Annotated in this window: 20 protein-coding genes; 11 read left to right on the plus strand and 9 right to left on the minus strand. The window is 52.2% G+C overall.

Going from position 1 to position 25,648, the window contains the following annotated elements; translation table 11 throughout:
* Positions 1-12: 12 nt before the first annotated feature.
* Positions 13-894 carry a DUF58 domain-containing protein gene (locus FOA19_RS11980; protein ID WP_149091055.1) on the minus strand — a complete coding sequence of 294 codons (882 nt, stop codon included), beginning with the start codon at positions 892-894 and terminating at the stop codon, positions 13-15.
* A gap of 77 nt (positions 895-971) precedes the next feature.
* Between FOA19_RS11980 and FOA19_RS11985 the strand changes: the two genes are divergently transcribed.
* Positions 972-1,436 carry a DUF4296 domain-containing protein gene (locus FOA19_RS11985; RefSeq protein ID WP_190300383.1) on the plus strand — a complete coding sequence of 155 codons (465 nt, stop codon included), beginning with the start codon at positions 972-974 and terminating at the stop codon, positions 1,434-1,436.
* Here FOA19_RS11985 and FOA19_RS11990 read toward each other — a convergent pair.
* A complete protein-coding gene (locus tag FOA19_RS11990; RefSeq protein ID WP_149091057.1) occupies positions 1,429-1,767 on the minus strand; it encodes a tRNA-binding protein in 339 nt (112 codons plus the stop codon). The two genes, FOA19_RS11985 and FOA19_RS11990, sit on opposite strands and share 8 nt — an antisense overlap.
* Before the next feature lie 142 nt (positions 1,768-1,909).
* On the opposite strand from FOA19_RS11990, the gene FOA19_RS11995 reads away from it, so the two are divergent.
* On the plus strand, positions 1,910-3,448 hold the full coding sequence (locus tag FOA19_RS11995) for an FAD-dependent oxidoreductase (RefSeq protein ID WP_149091058.1): 1,539 nt from the start codon (positions 1,910-1,912) through the stop codon (positions 3,446-3,448).
* Positions 3,449-3,619: 171 nt separating this feature from the next.
* On the opposite strand, the gene FOA19_RS12000 is transcribed toward FOA19_RS11995, so the two are convergent.
* From FOA19_RS12000 to egtB, 5 genes are all read right to left on the minus strand, one after another.
* Positions 3,620-4,168: a DUF922 domain-containing protein gene (locus FOA19_RS12000; RefSeq protein WP_149091059.1), complete on the minus strand. Its 549-nt coding sequence runs from the start codon at positions 4,166-4,168 to the stop codon at positions 3,620-3,622.
* A 68-nt stretch (positions 4,169-4,236) separates the two neighbouring features.
* Positions 4,237-5,571, minus strand: a complete 1,335-nt coding sequence (locus tag FOA19_RS12005; RefSeq protein ID WP_317132033.1) for an MATE family efflux transporter — start codon at positions 5,569-5,571, stop codon at positions 4,237-4,239.
* A gap of 354 nt (positions 5,572-5,925) precedes the next feature.
* The gene (locus FOA19_RS12010) at positions 5,926-7,020 is read right to left on the minus strand and encodes a pyridoxal phosphate-dependent aminotransferase (RefSeq protein ID WP_149091060.1); all 1,095 of its coding nucleotides are present in this window, start codon (positions 7,018-7,020) and stop codon (positions 5,926-5,928) included.
* 211 nt (positions 7,021-7,231) lie between these two features.
* A complete protein-coding gene (egtD, locus tag FOA19_RS12015) occupies positions 7,232-8,233 on the minus strand; it encodes an L-histidine N(alpha)-methyltransferase (RefSeq protein ID WP_149091061.1) in 1,002 nt (333 codons plus the stop codon).
* A 15-nt stretch (positions 8,234-8,248) separates the two neighbouring features.
* Positions 8,249-9,541 carry an ergothioneine biosynthesis protein EgtB gene (gene egtB, locus FOA19_RS12020; protein WP_149091062.1) on the minus strand — a complete coding sequence of 431 codons (1,293 nt, stop codon included), beginning with the start codon at positions 9,539-9,541 and terminating at the stop codon, positions 8,249-8,251.
* Positions 9,542-9,618: 77 nt separating this feature from the next.
* Between egtB and FOA19_RS12025 the strand changes: the two genes are divergently transcribed.
* Positions 9,619-10,695: an o-succinylbenzoate synthase gene (locus tag FOA19_RS12025; RefSeq protein WP_149091063.1), complete on the plus strand. Its 1,077-nt coding sequence runs from the start codon at positions 9,619-9,621 to the stop codon at positions 10,693-10,695.
* An 81-nt stretch (positions 10,696-10,776) separates the two neighbouring features.
* On the opposite strand, the gene FOA19_RS12030 is transcribed toward FOA19_RS12025, so the two are convergent.
* Together FOA19_RS12030 and topA are read right to left on the minus strand one after the other, a co-directional pair.
* Positions 10,777-11,466, minus strand: a complete 690-nt coding sequence (locus FOA19_RS12030; protein WP_149091064.1) for an SIR2 family NAD-dependent protein deacylase — start codon at positions 11,464-11,466, stop codon at positions 10,777-10,779.
* A 150-nt stretch (positions 11,467-11,616) separates the two neighbouring features.
* Positions 11,617-14,064, minus strand: coding sequence for a type I DNA topoisomerase (gene topA / locus FOA19_RS12035; protein ID WP_149091065.1), 2,448 nt, complete (start codon positions 14,062-14,064; stop codon positions 11,617-11,619).
* Positions 14,065-14,214: 150 nt separating this feature from the next.
* Here topA and FOA19_RS12040 point away from each other — a divergent pair, with 150 nt between their 5' ends.
* The 8 genes from FOA19_RS12040 to FOA19_RS12075 all read left to right on the plus strand — a co-directional run bounded on the left by FOA19_RS12040 (position 14,215) and on the right by FOA19_RS12075 (position 25,493).
* Positions 14,215-14,691, plus strand: coding sequence for a SixA phosphatase family protein (locus FOA19_RS12040; RefSeq protein WP_149091066.1), 477 nt, complete (start codon positions 14,215-14,217; stop codon positions 14,689-14,691).
* Between the two features lie 121 nt (positions 14,692-14,812).
* On the plus strand, positions 14,813-15,562 hold the full coding sequence (locus tag FOA19_RS12045; RefSeq protein WP_149091067.1) for a ParA family protein: 750 nt from the start codon (positions 14,813-14,815) through the stop codon (positions 15,560-15,562).
* 393 nt (positions 15,563-15,955) lie between these two features.
* Positions 15,956-21,133 carry a HAMP domain-containing protein gene (locus FOA19_RS12050; protein ID WP_394344101.1) on the plus strand — a complete coding sequence of 1,726 codons (5,178 nt, stop codon included), beginning with the start codon at positions 15,956-15,958 and terminating at the stop codon, positions 21,131-21,133.
* Positions 21,133-21,633 carry a chemotaxis protein CheW gene (locus FOA19_RS12055; RefSeq protein ID WP_149091068.1) on the plus strand — a complete coding sequence of 167 codons (501 nt, stop codon included), beginning with the start codon at positions 21,133-21,135 and terminating at the stop codon, positions 21,631-21,633. Before FOA19_RS12050 ends, FOA19_RS12055 begins: the two co-directional genes overlap by 1 nt.
* Positions 21,634-21,658: 25 nt before the next feature.
* Complete coding sequence (locus FOA19_RS12060; protein ID WP_149091069.1) at positions 21,659-22,039, plus strand: response regulator; 381 nt, start codon at positions 21,659-21,661, stop codon at positions 22,037-22,039.
* 33 nt (positions 22,040-22,072) lie between these two features.
* Entirely contained in the window at positions 22,073-23,206 is a 1,134-nt protein-coding gene (locus FOA19_RS12065; protein ID WP_149091070.1) for a chemotaxis protein CheB, read from the plus strand.
* Entirely contained in the window at positions 23,203-24,834 is a 1,632-nt protein-coding gene (locus FOA19_RS12070) for a chemotaxis protein CheA (protein ID WP_149091071.1), read from the plus strand. Before FOA19_RS12065 ends, FOA19_RS12070 begins: the two co-directional genes overlap by 4 nt.
* A gap of 35 nt (positions 24,835-24,869) precedes the next feature.
* Entirely contained in the window at positions 24,870-25,493 is a 624-nt protein-coding gene (locus FOA19_RS12075; protein ID WP_149091072.1) for a chemotaxis protein CheC, read from the plus strand.
* Positions 25,494-25,648: the final 155 nt, after the last annotated feature.

The raw sequence follows: 25,648 nt of genomic DNA on the forward strand, positions 1-25,648 counted from the left end.
GCCCAATATCTTTTAGGCACTCCGCTTCATGGTTTTGTTTCGGGCCCTAAACAGGTGCAGCAATTGGGGCACGTAGTCCTGGTCCACAAAAATGGGCAGGAAATCTGCCTGGTACTGGCGGCATAGTTTACTAAGTCGTTCCTGGTTTTGGGCGTAGGGGAGCAGATACCGTTCCCTGAAATCCTTGGAAGAGGTATTCACCCAGATGGTTTTGCCCGTTTCTTTGTCCTGCAGCGGAATAATGCCCAGTTTCGGGAAATCAATCTCGCGCTTGTCCATGAGCTGCAGCACAATGAGATCGTGTTTCTTGGCCAGCATGATGAGCTCACGCTCGTAGTTCAGGTCAATGAAATCTGAGATCAGGATGATGATGCTCTTGCGCTTCACCACATTCAGGCAAAGTTTGATTCCCGCCCCAATGTTGGTTTTGAGCGATTGTGGCTGCAGCAGGGCCAGGGTTTTTATGAGGCTGTAGGCGTGTTCATTGCCTTTGCCCGGTTTCAGGTAGCGCTCTTTGCCATCGCTGAAGCAGATCATGCCCAATTGGCTGCCTTGTTTCAGCGCTGACAAAGCCAGAATACCGCTGATTTCCTTCCCTATGTCCATTTTCTGCAGCCCAGGTGCGCCCAACGCGTGGGAGCCGCTCACGTCCAGCAGCAGGAACACGTTCTGCTCTTTCTCCTCGCGGTAGGTCTTCACGAAGGTGCCGTGGCCTTTGGCCGATACGTTCCAGTCAATGGAGCGCACGTCATCGCCGTACTGGTAGGCGCGCACATCATCAAACTCAAGGCCGGAACTCTTGAAGACCGATTTGAAATCGCCCTGCATCTGGGCGTCAATTGCCTTTCTGATCTGTATCTCGTACTTTCGTAGCTTCCTGACCAAGTCTCTCATAGCCTCTGAAGATTTGTGCCGCCTTAAAATTACCCAAACTTACGAACAACCGCGTGAAAAAACGTTTGTGTCTCCTTTTGCTTCCGCTTGCGCTACTGTCCTGTACCCCAGAGCCAGAAAAACCAGCCGATTTGATTTCTGAGCAGAAGATGACCCGCATCATGATTGACGTTCACCTCACCGAGGCAGCTATTGGCCGCACCATCACGCACTATGACTCTTCAAGGGTAGCATACCGTGAGGCCCACAAGCTTATCTTAAAGCGCCATGCCGTTTCAGACAGCGCCTTCAAGCACAGCTATGACTTCTATCTTTCCAACCCGGCGCAGATGGACAAGATCTACGAGGTGGTCTTGGACAGCCTTAGCCTGAGAGAGGCCAAACTAACCAGAGCGGCGGTAACCGAGCCGCCACAACCAGCCACCCCTCCGGCGCCGGCACCAGATACCTCAAAGGTCAATACCCTGCGTAAGTTCAAGCGAATACCCCTGGCAGACTCTTTGAAAGCGCGCCAGCAGCGAACCAAAAATATGATCAAATAAGCCTTTTGCCGTTAGGCACCTGGGTCTGTGGCTGGGCCAGAACTATATTTCCTTCCTCATCCTCAAAACCGGTGACCAGCACCTCAGAAAGCCAGGGACCAATCTGTTTGGTTGGGAAGTTGGTGACGCAGATCACCTGTTTCCCCACTACCTCTTCTAACGTATAGCGTGTGGTAATTTGTGCGCTGGATTTCTTTATTCCCAACTCGCCCAGGTCCACCCAAAGTTTGTAGGCCGGTTTACGGGCCTGGGGGAAAGCCTCGGCTTGTACAATGGTGCCCACCCGCAGGTCTACCGCCATGAATTGCTCCCAAGTGATGTGGTTTTCCATGATTTTTTGGCGGCTAAGTTACGGGCTGGGTCAGTCATGGACAAATACGGGATCTGCTCCGTAGAAACCTCTCCGGCAGGGCCTCGTATCCAAAGAGGCGGTGCCTCTGTGGCGGCTGCTTCTATCTAGACCTCACCAAACTATGAAAAACAACACAGGTACAACTTTATCGGTTTGGCAGCCCGGCGTGGAGATGCCGGTTACCCAATCCCTGACCACCAACGTCACCACCGATGTCTGTGTGGTAGGCGCGGGTATCTCTGGGCTGACCACGGCATATTTGCTCGCCAAAGAAGGCAAGAAAGTAGTGGTGATTGACGCCGGAGAAATCTGCGGGGGCGAAACCAGCCGTACTACTGCCCACCTTTCATGGGCGCTGGATGACCGATATTGTACCCTCATCAAGGTTTTTGGCAAGGCGCAGGCCCTGCTCGCCTACGAAAGCCACCGCGATGCTATCCATAAGATCGAAGAAATCATCAAAGACGAAAAGATCCAGTGCGATTTTGAGTACCTGCCGGGCTACCTTTTCTTGGGCGCCACCGATACTGAAGACCAACTGGACCATGAACTGGCGGCCTGCCATGAACTGGGCATCATGGATGTGGTGAAGCTGAAACAGTGCCCCCTGCCCAGCGTGAGCGAAGGTCCTTGCCTCATGTTCCCGCGGCAGGCGCAGTTCCACCCGGTGAAATACCTGTCGGTCTTGGCCCGCTACATTCTGGACCACGGCGGGGAGATCTACACCAACAGCCACGTAAAGGAATTTGATACGGGTCGGGTGCACCGCGCCATCACCGATGCCGGGTTCTCTGTCACCGCCAACCACCTGGTGGTTTGTACTAACACGCCGGTGAACGACCAAGTGACCATGCACACCAAGCAGGCACCTTACCGGACCTATGTGATCGGGGTACGGGTGCCTACCGGCAGCGTACCCAAAGCGCTTTATTGGGACGACTCTGATCCTTACCATTATGTGCGGTTAGGCTCTGTGGCCGGCGAGGAGAACCTAGATTCTGAAATCTTGATTGTAGGGGGCGAGGACCACAAAACCGGGCAAAGCAACGGTGACGAAGCCGAACGCTTCGACTGCCTGGAGGAGTGGACCCACAAAAAGTACCCCATGGTGCAGGATGTGGTGTTCCGCTGGTCAGGTCAGGTGATGGAACCCGTGGATTTCATGGGCTTCATCGGGCGCAACCCCGGTGACAGCAAGCAGGTTTACATCGCCACCGGCGACTCTGGGCACGGCATGACCCACGGCACAATTGCCGGCATCCTGATTACTGATTTGATTTTAGATCGCGTGAATCCTTGGGAGAAACTCTACGACCCAAGCCGCGTCACTTTCTCCACCGATTCTGCGAAGGAGTTCCTAAAGGAAAACCTCAACGTGGCCAGTCAGTACCTGGATTGGGTGAAACCCGGCAATAAGGAGGAGGAAACCATTGCGCCAGGCACCGGGGTTGTGGTACAGAAAGGAGTAGGTAAAGTAGCCGTCTACGCAGATGCCCAAGGAAACCGCCACGAATGTTCAGCGGTATGCACCCACCTGGGCTGTATCGTGCACTGGAACAACCTGGAGAACTCCTGGGATTGCCCTTGCCACGGCTCTCGCTTTGACCCCTACGGAAAAGTAGTGGCTGGCCCGGCACCAAGAGATCTGGAGAAATTATAGTTGTTTGTTGTCAGAGGTTAGTTGCCGGTTTTGAAAATTCGGTAGACTTACTTCCTGATAACCGATAAAAGAAGAGGAGCTTGGCAGTTTCATTGCCAAGCTCCTCTTCTTTTATCGGTAACGGTTTTACGCTTATTCTCAGAAAATGCACTACAAACCGATAGTTGACAACTACTTGTAAGCCTCCAGTTGCTTCAGTCTTAATTCCACAGAGGCAATCCATTCCAGTTGTTGGTTTTTGTCCAGGCCGTGTCGGCTTTCCCGGTCATATAAATCTTGCTCTTGGTGCCATTTTTCAAAGGCCTCGCTGGCGTATCTGTTCAAGTCTGCGGCGCCGCGGTTGCAGGCGTTGGGCAGTTCTTTAAGTCGCTTGCGCAGTTGGCGGGCGTGGAGCTCGGTTAAATCAAAGTGCAGTTGCTCATGGGCCAGCAGCATCGCCGAGTTTTTGTTGCGGGTCCAGGATTCTTTGGGGTTGAAAACAGCGTCCACTTTGAATTTAAGCTGGTTGTTTTCGCATTTCACCTTCATCTCCATGTTGGTGGAGGTGAGGGCGTGGTGTTGGTTTGTAGGCGCGGGACTGCCGGCGAAATCATCCCAGGTGAGGCGCTTCTGCACCGTCCAGGGGATGTCTGCGGTTGGGGCAATCGGTTCAGGGTTAGTATCAGGAAAAGCGGCCAAAAACAGCGTGCTGATCCAGAGCGGTAGAAAGTAAAATGACATAGCTGCTGCGGTAACACACTCCCAACCAAAAGGAGTTTCCTCCTATCACAACTAAGTTATAAATAAAATTATTGCGGACTCAATTTCCTGAACCGGAAAAATAGTAAAACCGCCGCAATGGTAAGGCCGGTTAACAGCCCCAGCCAGATGCCCACTGCTGCCAGGTTCAGCCAGAATCCTAAGGCATAACCAATAGGCAAAGCAATTAACCAGTAGGAAACCAGAGAGATCATACTAGGCACTTTCACGTCTTCCAGGCCGCGCAAGGCTCCAAGTCCCACCACTTGTACACCGTCAGACAACTGGAAAACAGCCGCAATGATGAGCAGTTTAGAGGCCAGCGCGTGTACCGCCATATCCTTCACGTATAAATGCGGAATCAGGTCCTTGCTCAGGATGATCAAAGTGGCGCTGCCTGCCATAAACAAAGCTCCCAGGATAAGGCTGCTATGACCTGCCACGTGGGCGGCGTGCAAATCGCCGGAGCCTCGTAGTTTCCCCACCCTGATGGTAGCCGCCGCCGAAATGCCACTTGCCATCATATAGGTCACCGAGGCCACGTTAAGGGCGATCTGATGCGCCGCCAGATCGCGGGCGCCTACCCAGCCAATCATCACCGCCGAAAAGCTAAAAGCCCCCATCTCAAAGATCATCTGCAAGGAAATAGGCAAGCCAATCTTGAACATGCGCGACATGTGCGTCCAGGAAATATGTTGCCGGCGCAGGTATTTGCGGTACCGTCCAAAACGGGGAGAGTAGTAAATGAAAGCCGCCATCATGAGGGCCATGAGCACCCGCGAGATGAACGTGGCCCAGGCTGCTCCGTTCAAACCCAAGGCTGGTAACCCTAGCTTCCCGTAGATGAGCACGTAGTTCAAAATCACGTTCACCACATTGGCAAAGATGGAGATGTACATAGACTGCCTGGTGAGCGATAGCCCCTCGGCAAACTGCTTGAAGGCCTGGAACACCATCAGCGGCACCATGGAAAGGAACAGGATGTTCACGTACGGGATGGCCAAGCGCACTACCTCTTCCGGTTGGTTCAAATAGGCAATAAAAGGAGAGAGGCCCCAGAACGCCAAAAACAGCAGTACGCCCATGCCGGTATTCAGCACCAAGCCATTCAAGAGAATCAAGGCGATACGGGTATGGTTTTTCCGGCCATCGGCACGGGCCACCAAAGGCGTGATGCTGTATGAGATACCCAACCCAAACACCAGCGTGATGGTGAAGATACTGTTCCCCAGCGAGGCCGCCGCCAACTGCGCCGTCCCAATCCGGCCCGCCATTATACTGTCAGCTACGGACACCAGGATGTGCCCCAATTGACTCAGGACCACTGGGTAGGCCAGCCAGAAGGTACTCTTATAATGTTCGCGGTAGTGGGGAGAGAAAATCACGGGCAAATTTGTAAAACAGGCCGCAAAGCTACGGCTATTTTCCCTATCCCTAAGGACAAATGTCCAAGACAGCGAGAAGAGCAGATCATCTAAGCTGATTACCTGAAAAAGCTTAGGAGGGAATCCTTTATGTTGTTAACCGTTTTAAGCCTTCTTTTTCAGAAAAGCCTCTAAAATGATCTCCTTAAACTAGGACGCCTTCAAAACTGAAAGGTTAACCAACTTATTTTCAATATGACCTAATTGATTTATTGGTTGGGTTTAATGAGCTAAAAGATAGGTTGTTAAGAATAAACACGGATATGCGCCTTAGCTGATCTAAAAACCACCAGATAGAAGTAATAGGGAATGGAATCAGGAGGCGAAAGCTTTCAGGCGCAATAGGGCGCTTTCCAGAACCTCCTCGGGTAAGGCGAAAGACATTCTTACTGCGGTAGGCATGCCCATCTTGGTGCCGCATAAGACCTCCAGGCCTACCTGGTCTTTGAGGGCAGCAGCCCATTCCTCCACCAATTGAAATGGTGAGGCTGGATCTTTAGGTTGAAGGCAGTCGTCTACCTGAAGGGTGAAGTAGTAGCCCGCATCTGGCACAGTGAATTTTAGCTTTGGCATTTGCTCCAGTTCCTGAATAACAAGTTGCCGCCTCGTGTCCAAATCTGTTCTGAAATGCTGCCAGATCTGGTGCCGGTGTTGGGTGGCCGCGGCGGCGCCCGCCTGTAGAAAAGGAGACACCCCTGAGATAAGTTTTAGCTGCAGTTCAGTGGCTTTGTGCAGGATGTCAAAGGGCGCTATAAGGTAACCAATCCGCCAACCAGACATGGCGAAGGACTTGGAGAATCCATTGACCACGGCTACTCTATCTCGCAGGTGCTCAAAGTGTAAAAAGCTGTTTACTCTGCCTTGGTAAGCAAGACCATCATATATTTCGTCTGAGAGCAAGTGCAGGTTCGGGAACTCCTCCAGCAGATGGGCCACCTGCTGCAACTCAGCCAGCGAATATACTTTCCCAGTAGGGTTGCCCGGATTCGTGAGGATGAGCAGTTTGGTGTCTGGGGTGATTTTCTGGCGCAGGTCCTCCAGGTTGATCGCGTAGCCTTCCTCTGGGTTGGCCGGCACCGTTACCAGTTTCCCACCGCTCTGCCTGATCAACTCCGGGAAAGCAAACCAGTAAGGGGCGAGGGCCACCACCTCGTCGCCGGGATGTAGCAGGCTTTGCAGATACAGGTGAATGGCGTGCTTGGCACCGTGCGTGATCAGAATCTGCTCGGCTGGTACTGGTGCGTTCTCATCTTCCAGGTACCGTTGGGCCAATGCGTACCGCAGTTCCGGAAGGCCTTCGTTGGGGCCATAGTACGTGTTGTGCCGGCCCACCGCCTCTTGCATGGCCATAACGGCCACAGCGGGCGTGTGGAAATGACTGACACCTAAATGCAGCGGAATGACATCCATTTTGAATATTGATTGATAATTGTTAGTTGTTGATTGCTAATTGATTGGACTTGCGATAAAGTTAGGTGTCTTAACTAAATGGTCAATTTCACATGCAAAACAGATTGAAATAATTCTCTATCCTGCATTGGTTCTATTTTAAGAAAAACAGGCCTAATACAGGATAGACAAATTATGCAAAGCCGAACAATTAACAATCAACAATCAGCAATTAAACCGGTCTCAGGAGGACATCGGCGAAGCCGTGGCTAGGGTCTGTGAACACGTCTTGCACCCTGAAGCCGCAAGCCCCGGCCATTTCCTCCACCTGCCGCAAAGAGAATTTGTAGGAGTTCTCCGTATGGATCGCTTCCCAGGCTTCAAAGGAGAAAGTCTGCCCGATGGCCTCAATATGCACCTTCTGGTTTATTTTGCTTATAAGGAAGCTGCGCATGGTGCCTTCCAACGGGTCATACTCCGCGAAATGCTGAAACTGATCCAGGTCAAAGTCTGCCTGCAGCTCTTTGTTGATGCGGTGAAGGAGGTTGAGGTTGAAGGCCGAAGTCACGCCGGCGGCATCGGCGTAGGCGCGCCGCATCTTCTCGGGGTCTTTGCGCAGGTCCAGGCCCAGCAGAAAGGCATCCTCAGGATTCAGGCTTTGGCGCAGGGTACACAGGAAGTTGCGGGCCTCCTCCAGGTCAAAGTTCCCGATGTTGGAGCCCAGGAACAACACCACTTTGCGTTGGCGCTGGTTTTGGTTCAGCCATTCCAAGCCTTGGAAATACTCGGCGGCCAGCGCTTGCACGGGCAGCTTGGGCAAGCGGTGGTGCAGGTCCTCCAGCAACAGGTTAAGCTGGTCATCGGAGATGTCCAGGGGCACGTAGGAGAAATCGGCTTTGGAGGCTACCAGTTCAGCCAGGAGCAGTTTGGTTTTGTAGGCATCGCCGGCACCAAGATCCACCAGTTGGAAAGGCGTGTGGGTGTCCATGGCGAACAGGATCTCCTTCCGTTGCTTCTCTAGGATCTGGTGCTCCAGCTTGGTGAGGTAGTACTCGGGCAACTGCATGATCTGCTGGAAAAGCTGGCTTCCTTTGGCGTCATAAAAGAATCTAGAAGAGAGCTTTTTGGGGCTTTGGCTCAAGCCTTGCATTACATCCTGCGCCAAGCCGTTGTCATCAGAAACGCGGGTGGGCAACAGGTCAATCAGGCGGGTATGGGTAGAGGTGAGGGTCATAGGAGTGAATATAGATTATCTTTTGGCCAGCCTGATGCCGGTGAATTGCCAGCGTTTGTCAGCGTGGAAGAAATTGCGGTACGTAGGTCTGATGTGGCTTTGGGGTGTAGCGCAGGAGCCACCGCGCAGCACCATCTGGTTCACCATGAACTTGCCGTTGTACTCGCCAATGGCGCCCGGCGCGGTCACAAACCCCGGATACGGAAAATAGCCGCTGTAGGTCCATTCCCAGGTATTGCCCAGGAGCTGCGCCGCTGTTTCAGCATCCTCAGGCAAGTTCGCCGGAACCGGATGGTACATGCCGCTTTCCATGAAGTTGCCCTCGTTCAAAGGGTTTGCATGAAGTTGGGCCAGGGCTTCCCACTCAAACTCGGTGAGCAACCGGTGCCCGCTCCAGTTCGCGTAAGCCAGGGCCTCGAAAAAGCTGATGTGCGTAACAGGTGCCTCCAGATCAACCTTCTCCAGGCCGTGCAAAGTAAAATGGTACCACCCGTCCTCCTGGTTCAGCCAGTACAGAGGCGCTTGCCAGCCTTGCTGCTGGCTTATTTGCCAACCCTCGTCCAGCCAAAGGGTGAAATCGGCGTAGCCGCCGGCTTCTATAAACTTCAGGTACTCGGCATTGGTCACCAGGGTACGGCGGGCCTGGAACTCGGCCAGGTAGACTTGGTGCGGTTGCAGCTCATTGTCAAAACAGAAACCCTCGCCCTGGAAGCCGATGTGGTAAAGGCCTGCCGGTACCGTGCTCCACTCGTTTTGGGGCTGTTTTTGTAAAATGGAGCCGGAAACAGTGGTTGGTTTAAGCTGATAAGAAGGAAGCAACGGATTGCAGCTCATGATGTATTTGATATCGGTGAGGAGCAGTTCCTGGTGCTGCTGCTCATGCTGCAGGCCCAGTTCCATCACAGGGGCAAGCTGCGTGTTTTGCAGATACTTCTCGTCCGTTAGTACCTTTTCCATCTCGGCATCCACGTGACGGCGGTACGCGTAAATGTCCTCCAGCGGCGGCCGAGATAAGGTGCCCCGGTCTGAGCGGGCGATGCGGCTGCCCATGCTGTTGTAGTACGAGTTGAAAAAGAAGGCGTACTGCGGATGGAAGGCCTTATAAGCCGGCAGGTTGGGGAGCAGGATAAAGGTCTCGAAGAACCAGGTGGTGTGCCCCAGGTGCCATTTAGGCGGACTCACATCGGCCATGGGTTGCATCACGGAATCTTCGGGGGTGAGGGGAGCGCAGATTTTTTCGGTCTGCTGCCGGATAGCCTGGTAACGGGCCAGCAAATCAGTGACACCGTTCTGTGTGGAGGAAGCCATGAGGAATTTCGTATTTACACCTACTAAACTAATAATAAGATGAAAGGTTGTACCTTCACCTGTGAGATAAAAAGTCTATGCCTTTTGTTTTAACTCCGTTTTCTAGGGAACTGTCCTTTAAATTTGATGCCCGCACCTCGCGGGGCGCCATGAAAACCCACCTGGCGCACTACATTAGAGTGCACCACACCAACGCGCCCGAGGTGCAGGGCTGGGGCGAATGCTCGCCTTTGCCAGGTCTCAGCCCCGACTACTCGCCCACTTTCCATAAGTTGCTGGAACGCATCTGCCAGAAGTACAACGACCTGCGCCTGGAGGTACCGGAAACGGAGGAGTCTCTTGCTTTCTGGCAAACCCTCAGCGCCTGGCCCTCCATCTGCTTCGGCGCCGAAACGGCCTGGGTGGACTACCTGCGGGGCGCCAAACGGATGCTGTATAACACCCCGTTCTCCCGGTCTGAGAAAGGCATCAGAATCAACGGGCTTATCTGGATGGGAGACCTCGCGTTTATGCGGGAGCAGATCGAAAACAAGATGGCCCAAGGCTTCACATGCCTCAAGCTGAAAATCGGGGGGCTTGATTTTGCCAAGGAACTCAAGATTCTGAAGGAGATCAGAACCATGGCGAGCCCGCAGGAGTTGGAGCTGCGCCTGGATGCCAACGGAGCTTTCTCACCCGCCAACGCCGAGGAAAAACTACGGGATTTGGCTGCCTTCCATATCCACTCACTGGAGCAGCCCATCAAAGCGGGGCAACTGGAGGAAATGAAGCTGCTTTGCGAGGTGTCGCCCATTCCCATTGCCTTGGACGAGGAACTGATTGGCATTACCGGCGAGGAAAACAAATGGAACCTGCTCAACCTGATCCGGCCGCAGTACATCATCATTAAGCCTACCTTAATTGGCGGATTGGTGAGCAGCCGCGAGTGGATACAGGTAGCTACCTCCCTGGGTATTGACTGGTGGCTAACTTCTGCGCTGGAGTCCAACATCGGGCTGAATGCTATCGCCCAATTCGCCTCTGACTTGAACAATCCTTTGCCGCAGGGCTTGGGAACTGGCCAACTGTACCACAACAACTTTGCCTCACCGCTGGAAATAAGGGGAGAAGAGCTCTGGTATAACCCGCAGAAAGCCTGGGAATTTCCAAGTTGAGTGAGTGAGTGAGTGAGTGAGTGAGTGAGTGAGTGAGTGTTTTTTTTAGCCGATTTTTTTCAAAAAAGGGCAAAACGCCGCCTATTCTCCTAGCAGTTTCTTGACCAATTTAGGCACGCCTACGGTGGCTTTCTCCTGAATGATGGTGAAATTCCTTCGGTGCGAGATAGGCGGAGTGTTGGGGTCGATGAGGTAAATGGGGGTGTCATGCGGCGCGTAGGAGATAAGCCCAGCGGCAGGATACACTTGCAGCGAGGTGCCTATGATGAGCAGGTAATCCGCGTGCATGGTTTCTTCAGCGGCCTTTTCAATGAGGGGCACCGGCTCACCAAACCAGACAATGTTGGGCCGCAGTTGAGAGCCTCTCTCGCAGAGATCACCCAGGTTCAGTTCCCAGCCAGTCATGGGGTAGATGAGGTTCTCATCTTTGGTGCTGCGGCTTTCAAAAAGTTTCCCGTGCAAGTGCAGGATATTGGAAGACCCGGCACGTTCGTGCAGGTCATCCACGTTCTGGGTAATAATTTGCACGTCGTATTTCTGCTCCAGGTCTACCAGGGCTTTGTGGGCAGCGTTGGGTTCCACGCCTAAAGCGCTTTTCCGACGCTGGTTGTAGAAGTCCAACACCAGTTTGGGGTTCTTTTGCCAACCTTCCGGCGAAGCCACTTCCATGACGTCGTGCCCTTCCCACAAACCGTTTGCGTCCCGGAAGGTAGCCAAACCGCTCTCCGCGCTGATGCCAGCCCCAGTCAATACCACAATTTTCTGTTTCATATTTTTGCCCAACGTAGAAGGTGCAACCAGCCTAAAGTACGCAAATCTTTAGAAAAGGAGAGCCCCGTTTTGGGTCTGTTTTCATCAAAACAAACCCAAAACGGGGCTCAATCACTTACGAATACTGGCTTATCGCCGATATTTCTTCCTTTACTCAGCCTTCTTTTTAGGGGCGGCTTTCTTAGTTGTGGTTCCTTTGGTGCCGGTGGCTTTCTTAGCGGCAGGCTTTTTGGCGGCAGTCTTCTTGGCAGCAGGGGCATCGGTGGCTGGGGCCGCTTTCTTCTTGAAGCCTCCGCGGGCTGGTTTGTCCGGGGTGGCCTCAGCAAGGTCCAGGCACTGCTGCAAAGTTAGTTCGGCGGGTTCCTGTCCTTTGGGGATCTTTACGTTCTTCTTGCCCACGCAGATGTAAGGTCCGAAACGTCCGTTCAATACCGTTACCTCTGGGTTCTCCGGGAACGTCTTGATCATCTTCTCGGCATCGGCTTTGCGCTTGGCTTCAATCAGGGCGATGGCCTCAGGCTCATTGACCAGCAAAGGATCCAGGTCTTTGGGCAGCGAGTAGTACTTGCTGTTGTGCTGGATGTAAGGGCCGAACCGTCCGATGGCGGCTTTCATATCCTTGCCCTCGAACTCACCCACCACCCGCGGCAGTTTGAATAATTCCAAGGCTTGCTCCAGTGTGATAGACTCCAGGAACTGACCTTTTCTCAGGCTCGCATACACAGGTTTGGCATCAGTGCCTTCCACTTCCTCACCCAACTGCACGTAGGGTCCGAAGCGGCCCAATTTGGCGATCAACTTCATGCCAGAGATTGGGTCAACCCCCAGTTCACGTGCCCCGCTCACGGTAGACCGCTCCACGTTGGCGCTGGTCTCAATGGTTTGATGGAAACTTGAGTAGAAAGTACCCAGCATCTTGTCCCACTGCTTTTTACCAGCGGCTATCTCATCAAATTCTTCCTCTACTTTGGCGGTGAAGGAATAGTCAATCACACTTTCAAAATGAGACACCAGGAAATCGGTCACCACCATGGCAATATCGGTGGGGAACAGCTTGGCTTTTTCGGCGCCGGCCATCTCGGTTTTCTTCTGGGCAGAGATCTGGTCTTTCTCCAGGGTAAGCACATTGTAGGCTCTTTCTTTTCCTTCGCGATTGTCTTTTTCCACGTACCCACGCTTTTGGATGGTGGAGATGGTAGGTGCGTAAGTTGACGGTCGCCCGATGCCCATTTCTTCCAGTTTCTTCACCAAACTCGCCTCGGTATAGCGGGGAGCAGGGCGGCTGAACCGCTCGGTGGCCTGCATGCGCTGCAGGTTCAGAGCCTGTCCTTCGGTCAACGGCGGCAACATGCCTTTCACATCATCGTCGGCCAATTCCTCATCGTCGGTAGACTCGGTGTACACCTTCAGGAACCCTTCAAAACGGATTACCTCACCTGTGGCGACCAAGCGCTCAGGCTGTCCGCTTATAGAGATGGTGGCAGTGGTTTTCTCAATCTCGGCATCGGCCATCTGCGAGGCGATGGCGCGTTTCCGAATCAGATCGTACAAGCGCTGCTCGTTGCGGTCAGAACTCACCTGCAGGGCGGCAAAGTCCGTGGGACGGATGGATTCGTGGGCCTCCTGCGCTGATTTGGATTTGGTTTTGTACTGACGCGTTTTCACGTAGTTTTCACCAAAAGAGCGCGAAATCTCCGCCGCCGCCGCGTTGATGGCCTCCTGCGATAAATTCACCGAGTCGGTACGCATGTAGGAGATCTTACCAGCCTCGTACAGGCGTTGGGCCACGGTCATGGTTTGGGCTACTGAAAAAGACAGTTTGCGGCTGGCTTCCTGCTGCAGGGTGGAGGTGGTAAAGGGTGGCGCGGGGCTACGCTTGGTTGGCTTTTTCTCAAGGCTTTCTATGCCGTATGCCGCACCAATGCAGCGCTGTAGGAAATCCTCGGCCTCGGCCTGTGTTTTGAACCGGGTGTTCAGTTCCGCCTCCATACGTTTGCCGCCGGCATCAAACTGGGCCACCACCTTGTAGGCAGAAACCGCCTTGTGACGTTCTATTTCCCTTTCACGCTCTACTACCACGCGTACGGCCACAGACTGCACGCGCCCAGCGGAAAGACCAGTTTTAATTTTTTTCCAGAGCACCGGGCTCAACTCAAAACCCACCAGACGGTCCAGCACGCGGCGGGCCTGCTGCGCGTTCACCAGGTTTGTATCTATAGAGCGCGGGTTTTCTATGGCATTGAGAATGGCGTTCTTGGTAATCTCCCGGAACACGATGCGGCGGGTCTTGGCCTCGCTCAGGTTCAGGGCCTCAGACAAGTGCCAGGAAATAGCCTCTCCCTCACGGTCCTCGTCGGATGCCAACCAAACCGTTTCGGCCTCCTTCGCTAGTTTCTTCAGCTGCGAAATCACCTCCCGCTTATCAGCGTTGACCACGTAGGTGGGCTTGAAGCCGTTCTGGATGTCAATGGCGTTATTGTCTTTGGGGAGATCGCGCACGTGCCCAAAGCTGGATTTCACAATGAAATCCTTCCCCAGGTACCCTTCAATGGTCTTGGCCTTGGCCGGCGACTCCACAATTACTAAGTTTTTTATCATATGGGAATAGAGCAGGGCAGTGCCCAAAATTTTTTCAAAGATGTAGTAATTTTTTGAGACAATCCAACCACTATCTTTATGCCGATTGTTCCCATGAGGTAAAAGAATATACCTTAGGGGGGTAAAAAAGTTTTTAAGTATACTTATCGCATGAAGAATCTCCTATTAATGCGGCATGCCACCGCGGCAGACAAAGCCGTTGAGCAATCAGACTTTGACCGTGAAATCACCCTGTATGGGCAGCGGCAGGCCGGGGAGGCTGGCCTCTGGCTCAAGAAGCAGAACCTGGTACCTGAGCTAATCCTGTGCAGTACCTCCCTCAGGACCCAGATGACGCTGGAGCACCTGCTGGAAGGGCTGGGCCAGAAGGTGCCCGTGCAAATGGAGCGCGTGATCTACTACGGCTCTGAGCATGACCTATTGGACCTAGCGCACGGCGTGGACGATGAGGTGGATACGCTGCTCTTGTTGGGGCATAACCCCACCGTCGCCTTTTTCGCGTCTACCCTGGCCCATGAGGAAGTATCATTCAGTCCGGCTTCCATTGCGCATCTGCATTTCAACGGCTATTCCTGGGAAAACTTGCGGGCGGGCACCTGCAAGCTGCAGACCCTGTACCGCGAATAATCTTTTGTTTTGGGCCTGATTTCCTGAAAAGAAGCCCTAAACAGCTTAATAGGCCTATAATTATTTGTAGTTTAGCGGCTCGCACCACACCAAGAAATATTTTTTCTTTTTTCTGTAACCTATGGCAGCAACTATCGTATCGGTCATCAACCAAAAAGGGGGGACGGGTAAAACCACCACTACTATCAACCTGGGAAGCGCCCTGCAAAAACTGGGTAAACGCGTGTTGTTAATCGATCTTGATCCCCAAGCGAATCTCTCTTATTCATTAGGGATTACCGAGCCGTCCTGCACCCTCGCGGATGTTTTCACCGGCAAGGATAAAATGGCAGACTGTATTCAGGAAAGGAATGGTCTTTTTGTGGCCCCGGGCTCCAATGAACTGGTGGACGTGGAGATCTCCCTGGTGAACCATGAGGAAAGGGAACGTTTTTTGCAGCATTTGTTAAAAGAGGTGAAAGGGTATGATTACATCCTTATTGACTGTCCGCCCTCTTTGTCGCTGCTTACGGTGAACGCCCTGGCTGCCTCCCGAGAAGTGTTGATCCCCCTGCAGATGGAGGTGCTTACGCTACAAGGGTTGGGGCAGATCCTGAACACGGTGCAGCAGATTAAAAAGACCCTGAACCCTAAACTTAAAGTAAAGGGCATTGTAGTGGTCATGTATGACAAACGCCGCAAGCTGAGCACCGAGATTGAGGATTACCTGAAAGAGAACGTGGACGAGTACATCTTCCAGCAACGCATCAGGCTGAACGTAAAACTGGCCGAGGCTCCCTCGTTCGGGCAGAGTGTGATTGATTACGATGCTTCTTCCTACGGAGCGAAAGATTATTTGGGATTGGCCAAGGAATTTGTCACTATTCCATAGGCAAGGCATTTTTAGAAGTCTTGTATTTTTTGTAAATTGCGAGGATGTCTGAGGTAGTGGGCATCAGAAAAAAATAGATCGGCAAGCTTTTTTGCCAAAGAAGATAAAAACGCTCTTCAATTCAATTATAAGATGGCTTTAGGTAAAAACTTGAAACTCAACAAGGATAAACTGATTGGGAAGACGGAGGCCGAGACAACCGCTGACACGCCTGTGGATGCTGTTGCCAGTGAGCCGGAGGTAACCCCGGTGCCAGAGCGGCCTGAGGAAACGCCAACGCAGGAACCAAACGCCACGGTGGCAGACTTTCCTTTGGCCGTGGAAAATGGCAAGTCCACAGGTACTAAAGCCCGTGCAGGAGGAAAAACATTGGAGAAAACTGACAGAACAGAAATGAATCTGGCGGATGTGGGGGCGACAGACCAAGCCCGGAAAAGCAATTCGCCGCGGCAAGCCACCCAAACCCAGGATTCAGACTATATTAATGAGCAGCTGAACCGCGTGCTCTACGCCCTTGACGCCTTCAAAAAAGGAGACGTTTCAGTGCGCCTTACCAAACAAAACAACGATATCTTTTCAGAGATAGCCGAAGCCTACAACTCCATGGTGGAGATGATTGGGGGCGTAGGAGGCGAGGTGTCGCGCATCTCCAAAGTAGCCGGGGTAGAGGGTAACCTAAAAGCCCGTGCCTCTGCTGAGAGCGCCTCTGGTTTCTGGAAAGACATGATCAACAACATTAACGGCCTGGTAGACTCCATCGCCGTTCCGGTATTGGAAGTAGGCAAGGTACTGAAGAACATCTCCCGTGGTAACCTGGATGAGACGTTCCAAATTCCCGTTTCCGGGGACTTCAAGGTCATGGCTGAAACCATCAACCGTACCATTGACAACTTGAACCTGTTTGCTGGTGAGGTAACCCGGGTGGCCCTTGAGGTAGGTACCGAAGGGAAACTGGGTGGCCAGGCCTCTGTGCCTAACGTGGCTGGTATCTGGAAAGAACTCACCGATAATGTAAACGCGATGGCTTCCAACCTGACCCTTCAGGTACGAGACATCGCGAAGGTAACCACGGCGGTGGCCCAGGGGAACCTGGACCAGAAAGTAACCGTGGACCTGAAAGGGGAAATGCTCCAGCTCAAAGAGAACATCAACCAAATGGTGGACTCTTTGAACATCTTTGGGGATGAGGTAACGCGCGTGGCCCGTGAAGTGGGTACCGAGGGTAAACTGGGTGGACAGGCGAAAGTGCCAAATGTTGGCGGGGTTTGGAAAGACCTCACTGACAACGTGAACACCATGGCCTCCAACCTTACTTCTCAGCTCCGTGACATCGCCAACGTGGCAACCGCGGTAGCAAAAGGTGACCTGACCCAAAAGATCACGGTAAACGTGAAAGGTGAGTTGGCCGAACTGAAGGACAACCTAAACCAGATGGTGGACTCCCTCAACATCTTCGCGGACGAAGTAACGCGGGTGGCGAGAGAAGTAGGAACCGAAGGTATTCTGGGTGGCCAGGCCAACGTGCCGAAAGTAGCGGGCGTTTGGAAAGAACTGACCGACAACGTGAACTCAATGGCCTCTAACCTTACCCTTCAGGTACGGGATATCGCGAACGTAGCTACTGCGGTGGCCCGTGGCGAGCTGAGCCAGAAGATTACGGTTAATGTAAACGGAGAGCTCCTTCAACTGAAAGACTCTTTAAACCAGATGGTGGACTCCTTGAACATCTTCGCGGGTGAGGTAACCCGTGTGGCGTTGGAGGTAGGTACCGAAGGTAAATTAGGTGGTCAAGCGACCGTGCCGAACGTAGGCGGGGTTTGGAAAGACCTGACTGATAATGTGAATTTCATGGCGTCTAACCTGACGCTACAAGTACGCGATATTGCCAACGTAGCCACTGCGGTAGCTAAAGGCGATTTGACCCAGAAAATCACCGTTGATGTGAAAGGCGAGCTCCTCCAACTGAAGGACAACCTGAACCAGATGGTAGACTCCCTCAATATCTTCGCGGGTGAGGTAACTCGGGTAGCAAGAGAGGTAGGAACTGAAGGTAAGTTGGGTGGCCAGGCGACCGTGCCTAATGTGGGTGGCGTTTGGAAAGACCTTACTGACAACGTGAACTACATGGCGAGCAATCTTACTTCTCAGGTACGGGACATCGCCAACGTGGCGACGGCCGTTGCGAGAGGAGATTTGAGCCAGAAGATTACCGTTGGGGTGAAAGGCGAGTTGGCCGAACTGAAGGACAACCTCAACCAGATGGTGGACTCCTTGAACATCTTCGCCGGTGAAGTAACCCGGGTGGCTTTGGAGGTAGGAACCGAAGGAAAATTGGGTGGACAAGCCTCAGTGCCAAACGTGGCCGGTACTTGGAAAGCCCTGACCGACAACGTGAACTCCATGGCCTCCAATCTGACCTTACAAGTACGTGATATTGCCAACGTGGCGACCGCGGTAGCAAGGGGAGATTTGAGCCAGAAGATCACGGTGAACGTGAAAGGCGAGCTCCTTCAGCTGAAGGACAACCTGAACCAGATGGTGGATTCGCTCAACATCTTTGCCGGGGAGGTAACCCGCGTGGCAAGAGAGGTGGGAACCGAAGGTAAGTTGGGAGGCCAGGCTGCGGTGCCAAACGTAGCAGGTACCTGGAAAGCCCTAACAGATAATGTAAATTCCATGGCGTCTAACTTGACGCTGCAAGTACGGGACATTGCCAATGTGGCGACTGCGGTAGCGCGTGGCGACTTGAGCCAGAAGATCACCGTGGATGTAAAAGGCGAACTCCTCCAACTGAAGGACAACCTGAACCAGATGGTGGACTCCCTCAACATCTTCGCCGGTGAGGTAACCAGGGTGGCCCGTGAAGTGGGTACCGAAGGTATTTTGGGTGGTCAAGCCAATGTGCCTAATGTAGGCGGGGTTTGGAAAGACCTGACTGACAACGTGAATTACATGGCCTTCAACCTGACTTCTCAGGTACGAGATATCGCTAGTGTGGCCACGGCTGTTGCAAGAGGTGACTTGAGCCAGAAAATCACGGTAGATGTGAAAGGTGAACTTCTTGAGCTGAAGAACAACCTGAACCAGATGGTGGACTCCCTGAACATCTTTGCTGACGAAGTAACCCGTGTGGCAAGAGAGGTAGGAACCGAAGGTAAACTGGGCGGTCAGGCCAACGTGCCGAAAGTACGTGGTACCTGGAAGGAGTTGACCGACAACGTGAACTCCATGGCCTCTAACCTGACGCTGCAAGTGCGGGACATTGCCAACGTAGCAACGGCCGTGGCGAAAGGAGACTTGACCCAAAAGATCACGGTAGATGTAAAAGGTGAGTTGTTGGAGCTGAAGAACATCCTCAACCAAATGGTGGACTCCTTGAATATCTTCGCGGGTGAGGTAACTAGGGTAGCCTTGGAAGTAGGTACGGAAGGTAAACTGGGTGGACAGGCAGCTGTGCCGAACGTAGCTGGTACCTGGAAGATGCTAACCGACAATGTGAACTCCATGGCGTCTAACCTTACCTCTCAGGTACGGGATATTGCCAACGTAGCGACCGCAGTGGCGAAGGGTGACCTGAGCCAGAAAATGACAGTGAATGTGAAGGGTGAAATCCTTCAACTGAAAGATATCTTGAACCAGATGGTGGACTCCCTCAACATCTTCGCGGGTGAAGTAACCCGTGTGGCGTTGGAGGTGGGTACCGAAGGTAGATTGGGCGGACAAGCCAAAGTGCCAAACGTGGCCGGGGTTTGGAAAGATCTCACAGATAATGTGAACACCATGGCCTCTAACCTGACCCTGCAAGTACGTGACATTGCAAATGTGGCGACTGCAGTGGCGAAAGGAGACTTGACCCAGAAGATCACGGTGAATGTGCGTGGTGAGTTAGCCGAACTGAAGGACAACCTGAACCAGATGGTGGACTCCCTCAACATCTTCGCCGGTGAGGTAACCCGGGTGGCGTTGGAAGTGGGTACTGAGGGTCGTCTTGGTGGCCAGGCTTCCGTGCCAAATGTTGCCGGTGTTTGGAAAGACCTCACCGATAATGTAAACGTAATGGCTTCTAACCTTACTACGCAGGTGCGGGGTATCGTGAAAGTAGTAACGGCGGTGTCTAAAGGTGACTTAACCCAGAAACTGACCTTACAAGCCAAAGGCGAATTAGCTGACCTGGCAGATACTATCAACAGCATGGTGGAAGACCTAAACCGCCTAGCGGGTGAGGTTAGCCGGGTGGCCAGAGTAGCCGGGGTAGAAGGTAAACTGACCGAGCGCGCCACTGTGCATGGTGTATCTGGTAGCTGGAAAGAACTGGTAGATACCTTGAATGACCTGTTAGAGTCCATCGTAACGCCGGTTCTGGAAGTATCCAGAGTAGTACGTTCTATCTCTGAGGGTGATTTAACACAAAAAGTAGAGATCCATACTGCCGGCGATATTCTGGCCATGTCTAACGCTTTGAACCTAGCGGTAGACAACCTGAATGCCTTGTTAGGTGAAATCAATGATTCCTCGCTCATCGTAGGATCGTCTTCTGAAGAGATGGCGGCCAAAGGATTGGAAATGAACCGGGTAACGGTAGACGTAGCTTTGGCCATGCAACAAATGGCAGAGGGCGCGCAAAACCAAGCCTTGAAAACAGACCAAGCCTTCAAACTGATTGAGGAAATCATGAAGGCCACGAAAGAGACTGCGAACAAAGCCGATGTGGTGAACCGTTCAGCGGTGATGGGTGAGGAGACTTCCCAATTAGGTCTGAAAACAGTGGCCGAGGTGGTGCGGAACATGGAAGAGATTTCTTCTTCCGCGGCCCTTACTGCCAAAACCATTGAAGTACTAAGCACCCGTAGCCAAGAAATCTCCAAATCACTGGGCGTAATCACAGACATAGCGGCTCAAACAAACTTGCTGGCCCTGAATGCAGCCATTGAGGCAGCCAGAGCAGGTGAAGCAGGACGTGGTTTCGCGGTAGTAGCTGAGGAAATTCGGAAATTGGCCGAAGGCTCACGCAAATCAGCAAGTGAGATCAGCACGCTGGTAGACGACGTGAAGAAAGATACTTCCTCTGCCGCCGCCGCGATCGCGACCATGGAAGGCCGCGTACTCAAAGGAAAGAATGCGACGTTTGAAGCATCCGGCGCCTTTAAGAACATCGCAACTTCCAGCGGTGAGACCCTCCGTAGTGCCCAGGACATCCTGGTGTCTACCGAGGTGCAGAAAACATCCATTGGAGACGTAGTGAAATACGTGGAAGAAGTGGTAGCCATTGCGGAGCAGACAGCCTCGGGTACCCAACAGGTAGCTGGAACTGCCAAGCAGTTGTCAGCCTCCATGCAAGAGTTGACTTCTTCCAGCCAGCGTCTGAATGACATTGCCGATGACCTGCAGATCAGTATTTCTGCCTTCAAGCTTGTGAATGGCAACCTTGTTTTCCCTAACCGGAATGCGCGCAAATTATCGGCGGTACCTGCTGCCCGTAAGCGCTCTTTCTCCGGAGATGACGCGAACGATGTTGATTTCGACAAAAAGTTAGGTGGTAAGAAGTCTCTTAAAAGCAGAGGTCAGGAATAATGGAATCTCAGAACATCAGAGATAAAAAGGAGAAAGTAGCAGAGGAGCGGGTGCACCTGATTGTTTTCAAATTAGGTGCAGAGGAATACGGCGTCCGGATTGACCAGGTAAAGGAAGTAACCATTACCCCGGAAATCACCCGAATGCCCAAGACCCCATCCTTTATAAAAGGAGTTTCAAACATCAGAGGTGATATTATCGCCATCATGAACCTGGAAGAGCGCTTCAGAATTGAGCGCCCTTCCGGTGAAACCCCTTCGCATTCCTATACCCTGGTGATGGAGGCCAAAGACTATACCATGGGCTTTATTGTGTATGAGGTACCGCAGTCTTTGACGTTGCCGGTTTCCAGCATAGACAAAGCGCCTTCCTTTATTCAGGACATCAACATCAATGAAAACTTTATTGAGGGGATAGGTAAGTATGAAGACCGGCTCATCATTGTGCTGGACATCTTCAAAATCCTGACCTCAGATGAAGTGCTGCAATTGAAATCATAGTGCTCACTTTTTGACCTAATTACTTATGGAAATCACGGATAAAAAAAGAATATTAATTGTAGATGATTCCTTCTACATGCGCACTATGTTGAAAAACATGCTGCTGGATGCAGGTTATGACGTGGTAGGCGAAGCCCCAGACGGGAAAACTGCTCTGCAATTGGCCAAGGAGAAAATTCCGGATCTGGTGACTCTTGATGTGATTCTGCCAGACAACACTGGCTTGGATGTATTAAAAGGCATCAAGCAGGATAATCCAGATATGAAAGTGGTCATTGTAAGTGCCGTAGGCCAAGAGGTGATCATGAATGAGGCAGCCGAATACGGAGCGCTGCATTACATCATCAAGCCATTCTCTGAAGACAAAGTCTTGGAAGCGTTGAACAATGCTTTCAAAGAAGACTAAATCATAAACTAACCTACCGCCACGACACTTCCCGTGCAGCAAACGCAACCTCCTAAAATACGAGTTCTAATTGGGGATTCATCCGTCCGCTCAAGATTGGTGCTTTCCGGCATGATTGATGCCGAGCCCCGGTTGGAGGTGGTAGATACTGCCCGTTCGCAGGAGGAGTTGCTGCACAAAGCCTTTACGTATAAACCTGACCTCATTGTAGCCCATTATGGGTTAACCATGAGCGGAAGAGTGCCTTTCTTCAAACCTGTTTATGGGGAGAAGTTCTCGCTGCTTCTCATGGTTTCCCAGCAACTAGCCGAGCAGACCTATACCTTGTCTACTAGTCTTGACATCAACGGAAAACAGGTGAAGGCCTCAGAGGCAAATCAGTTAGCAAGGAGGGAGGCAGCCAAGGAAGGGCTAATGGCCAAACTTCGTGAGCTGTTGGGAGAGAACTTCATCAGTTCTACCACGGCAGCACCTTCTAAATGGAAAGAGGCCGTGGAGGTGAAGCAAATGAATAACCGGGTATTGGTGAAGATGCCTCAACCCGCCGAACCGCCACTCTCCATGGTGGTGATTGGCGCCTCTACCGGTGGATCTGCAGCCATTGAGTACCTGATCAAAGACCTGGACATACAGCAGCCCGCCGTGGTCTTGGTGGCCGTGCACATGCCGGAAAAATTCACCAGGCGCTTGGCCCGTAGGTTGCAGAGATTCACCCATTGGCGGGTAGAGGAAGGCTATGAAGGCATGCAGCTTTCGGCAGGCACGGTGGTGATTGCCCCGGGCGGCCAAAACATGCGGGTAAAAAGCAAGTCTTTAGTTCCCAACCAGTATTTTCTTGCGTTAGAGCCTTCTGCCGCCATGGACTCACCATCCGTGGACATATTAATGTATTCTGCTGCGCAGAGTGCCCAGGCACAGGTGTTGGGAATCATCATGACCGGAATGGGGCAGGACGGTACTCTGGGCGCCAGAGAGATCAAAAACATGGGCGGTATGGTGATTGCCCAAAACGAAGAAACCTCCACCATTTTCGGGATGGCCAAATCGGCGATTGAAAGTGGGGTGGTCAGTGGAGTTTTCCCCTTAGGGCAGATAAATTCCATCATCAGCCGGTTTGTCGCGAACCGTAGTATGAGCCACGTGCTCCAACAGAAATTGGTAGGATGAAGTCGAGAGATCAGGAATATAAAGAGATATTTATAGCCGAGGCTCTCGAGTATTATGATGCGCTTAACCGGCACATCAGTGATCTGGAGAAAAGCCCCGAAGACGAACAATTACTGGCAGAGGTATTCAGGTTACTGCATAACCTCAAGGCCAACGCCAAAGCCATCGGCTACGAAACCATTGCAGACATCTCCCATAAAATGGAGACCGCTTTTGGGCTCATTCGTAACAAAGAGCTGAGTTTCAGTGACGAGGTGGTGACCGTTCTTTTTGATGGGATTGACCTGTTGGGGGAGATGATCACCAATATTGATGGTACCAAGGAAGTGGAGCCAAGCCCTGCTTTGCTCCGGAACCTGGACATCATCATTAATTCGCAGGGAGAGAATACGTCTGAGCTGTCAAAGGTTCAGAAATACTATACCTCTAAAAACCTTTCGCTCTCAGACTTGATCTATATTCAGATCAAGAAGCTGGATCACCTGTTGAACCTGGTGGGTGAGTTGATCATTGACCGGGACCGGATCTTTTCCATTAGCAAGGAACTGGACCACGATGACCTCAAAAGCGTAAGCGCGCACCTGTACCGCATTACCGAGGAACTGCAGTACAGTGTCATGGATGCCCGCCTGGTAAACGTGGGCTCTTTGTTCAACAAGTTTCCGCGCATTGTGCGCGACATTGCCGTAGCCGAGAAGAAAGAGATCAACCTGGAGATTTCAGGGTCTGACATTCAGATAGACCGGAACATCCTGCAGATCATCACCGATTCGCTTTTGCACTTGATGCGGAACGCCATATCGCACGGGATAGAAAAGGCCGAGATTAGGAAAAAGAGCAAGAAAACGCCTCAGGGCAACGTTACGCTCTCAGCGCAGAATGACCGTGATACAGTTATTTTGAAACTGACCGATGACGGAAAAGGCATTGACCAGCAGGAGGTTAGGCGCGCCATTGTGCAGCGGGGCTTCCTGTCTGCAGATGCCGCCGAGGACCTGCGGGATACCGAAGTACTCTCGTACCTTTTTGAGCCGGGTTTCTCCCTGGCGAAGGAAGTGACAGAAGTTTCTGGCCGGGGGGTAGGGTTGGACGTGGTGAAAAACGCCATCGACTCCATTGGCGGCAGAATCAAGGTGGACTCCAAGAAAGGGGAAGGAACTACCTTCACCCTGTTTTTGCCAACGTCCATTGCGGTGAAAGGCGCGTTGCTGTGCCAGGTAGAGGAGAATTTCTACGCCATCCCGCTGATGCACACAGACTCTGTGGTGGCCTTGCCTACGAGCGAGCTGCATGAAGTGGGAGAGTTATTGGTGGCAGACATCAACGGGGAGACCATTACCATCGTCTCGCTGCGGGAACTGTTCAACACCGACATCAACGCGTACAGCGTAAAGAAAAATGATTTGGATGGTGATTCGCAGAACATCATCATTGTGACGTACAACAACCGTAAGCTGGGCCTGATCGTGGACAAGCTGCTGCGGCAGCAGGATATTGTGATCAAGGCTTTAAGTAAACCGGTGAATACGATTGAGATTTACGCGGGGGTAACCCTTCTGGGATCGGGCAAGGTGTGCCTGGTACTGGATGTGGCCGCCATTACCCGCTACTTTATTGCCAGGAGGTAACAGCCAAGGGGTAACAACATTTTATAGCCTGATTCATGGAGCTTCAAGTAAATGAACTAGAGCGGGATATTATCAAAGAAATCCTGAACATAGGACTAGCCAGGGCGGCGGATTCTTTTGCGGTGATCGCGAAAGACCGGGTTTTGCTCAAAGTGCCAGACCTGCAGTTGATGGAGGCAGAAGAGCTTCTGAAGATTGTACGGGCCTATGAGAACTCGCATACCATCATTCAGTCAGATATCAAAGGGGAGCTCAACGGCTCTACCCTCATGCTGTTCTCTGAGCTGCACGTGGAGCAACTCTCCCGGGTGTGCCTGGGCGTGACCGTAAAAGGAAACGAGCCGCTCACCGAGATGCAGGAATCTTTGCTCCTGGAGGTGAGTAACATCATTACCGGGGCGTTGGTAACCCAGCTGGCCAACATCCTCAAGTCCAACATTTACGGCTCGCCGCCCGTGGCCCCTAAGCATGACATTGCGGAGTCTCTGAAAGGCATCTTCACCGATCATCCTTTGTTCCAGCCGCTGGTGTTCACCGTGATCACCCAGTTCACAAACAATACCCAGATGGTGGAACTGCCGTTGCTCCTGTTCTTTGATACCAACACCTTTATCAAGATCCTGGAGATCATCCGGTCCTATAACTTCCTCACGAAGTAGCCCATCTCTTCTTTTTCTCCGAAGCGAATGAGCCGCCCCGTGCGGCTCATTCGCTTATACAAAGGGCTTTAAACCTGTTTTGAGGCTGTTTTTAAGAAAAACGCTCCAAAACGGATACGCCAAGGACCTTTTCAATCCAGTATCTTTTTTGTTGT

The organism is Rufibacter hautae (assembly GCF_008271695.1).
Lineage (GTDB): Bacteria > Bacteroidota > Bacteroidia > Cytophagales > Hymenobacteraceae > Nibribacter > Nibribacter hautae.

Coding starts and splice junctions, on each gene's coding strand:
- FOA19_RS11995 (WP_149091058.1), top strand. CDS start 1,910: ATGAAAAACAACACAGGTACAACTTTATCGGTTTGGCAGCCCGGCGTG.
- FOA19_RS12045 (WP_149091067.1), top strand. CDS start 14,813: ATGGCAGCAACTATCGTATCGGTCATCAACCAAAAAGGGGGGACGGGT.
- FOA19_RS12070 (WP_149091071.1), top strand. CDS start 23,203: ATGAAGTCGAGAGATCAGGAATATAAAGAGATATTTATAGCCGAGGCT.
- FOA19_RS12010 (WP_149091060.1), bottom strand. CDS start 7,020: ATGGATGTCATTCCGCTGCATTTAGGTGTCAGTCATTTCCACACGCCC.
- egtD (WP_149091061.1), bottom strand. CDS start 8,233: ATGACCCTCACCTCTACCCATACCCGCCTGATTGACCTGTTGCCCACC.
- FOA19_RS12075 (WP_149091072.1), top strand. CDS start 24,870: ATGGAGCTTCAAGTAAATGAACTAGAGCGGGATATTATCAAAGAAATC.
- topA (WP_149091065.1), bottom strand. CDS start 14,064: ATGATAAAAAACTTAGTAATTGTGGAGTCGCCGGCCAAGGCCAAGACC.
- FOA19_RS12025 (WP_149091063.1), top strand. CDS start 9,619: ATGCCTTTTGTTTTAACTCCGTTTTCTAGGGAACTGTCCTTTAAATTT.
- FOA19_RS12040 (WP_149091066.1), top strand. CDS start 14,215: ATGAAGAATCTCCTATTAATGCGGCATGCCACCGCGGCAGACAAAGCC.
- FOA19_RS12055 (WP_149091068.1), top strand. CDS start 21,133: ATGGAATCTCAGAACATCAGAGATAAAAAGGAGAAAGTAGCAGAGGAG.
- FOA19_RS12000 (WP_149091059.1), bottom strand. CDS start 4,168: ATGTCATTTTACTTTCTACCGCTCTGGATCAGCACGCTGTTTTTGGCC.
- FOA19_RS11980 (WP_149091055.1), bottom strand. CDS start 894: ATGAGAGACTTGGTCAGGAAGCTACGAAAGTACGAGATACAGATCAGA.
- egtB (WP_149091062.1), bottom strand. CDS start 9,541: ATGGCTTCCTCCACACAGAACGGTGTCACTGATTTGCTGGCCCGTTAC.
- FOA19_RS12030 (WP_149091064.1), bottom strand. CDS start 11,466: ATGAAACAGAAAATTGTGGTATTGACTGGGGCTGGCATCAGCGCGGAG.
- FOA19_RS11990 (WP_149091057.1), bottom strand. CDS start 1,767: ATGGAAAACCACATCACTTGGGAGCAATTCATGGCGGTAGACCTGCGG.
- FOA19_RS12050 (WP_394344101.1), top strand. CDS start 15,956: ATGAATCTGGCGGATGTGGGGGCGACAGACCAAGCCCGGAAAAGCAAT.
- FOA19_RS12060 (WP_149091069.1), top strand. CDS start 21,659: ATGGAAATCACGGATAAAAAAAGAATATTAATTGTAGATGATTCCTTC.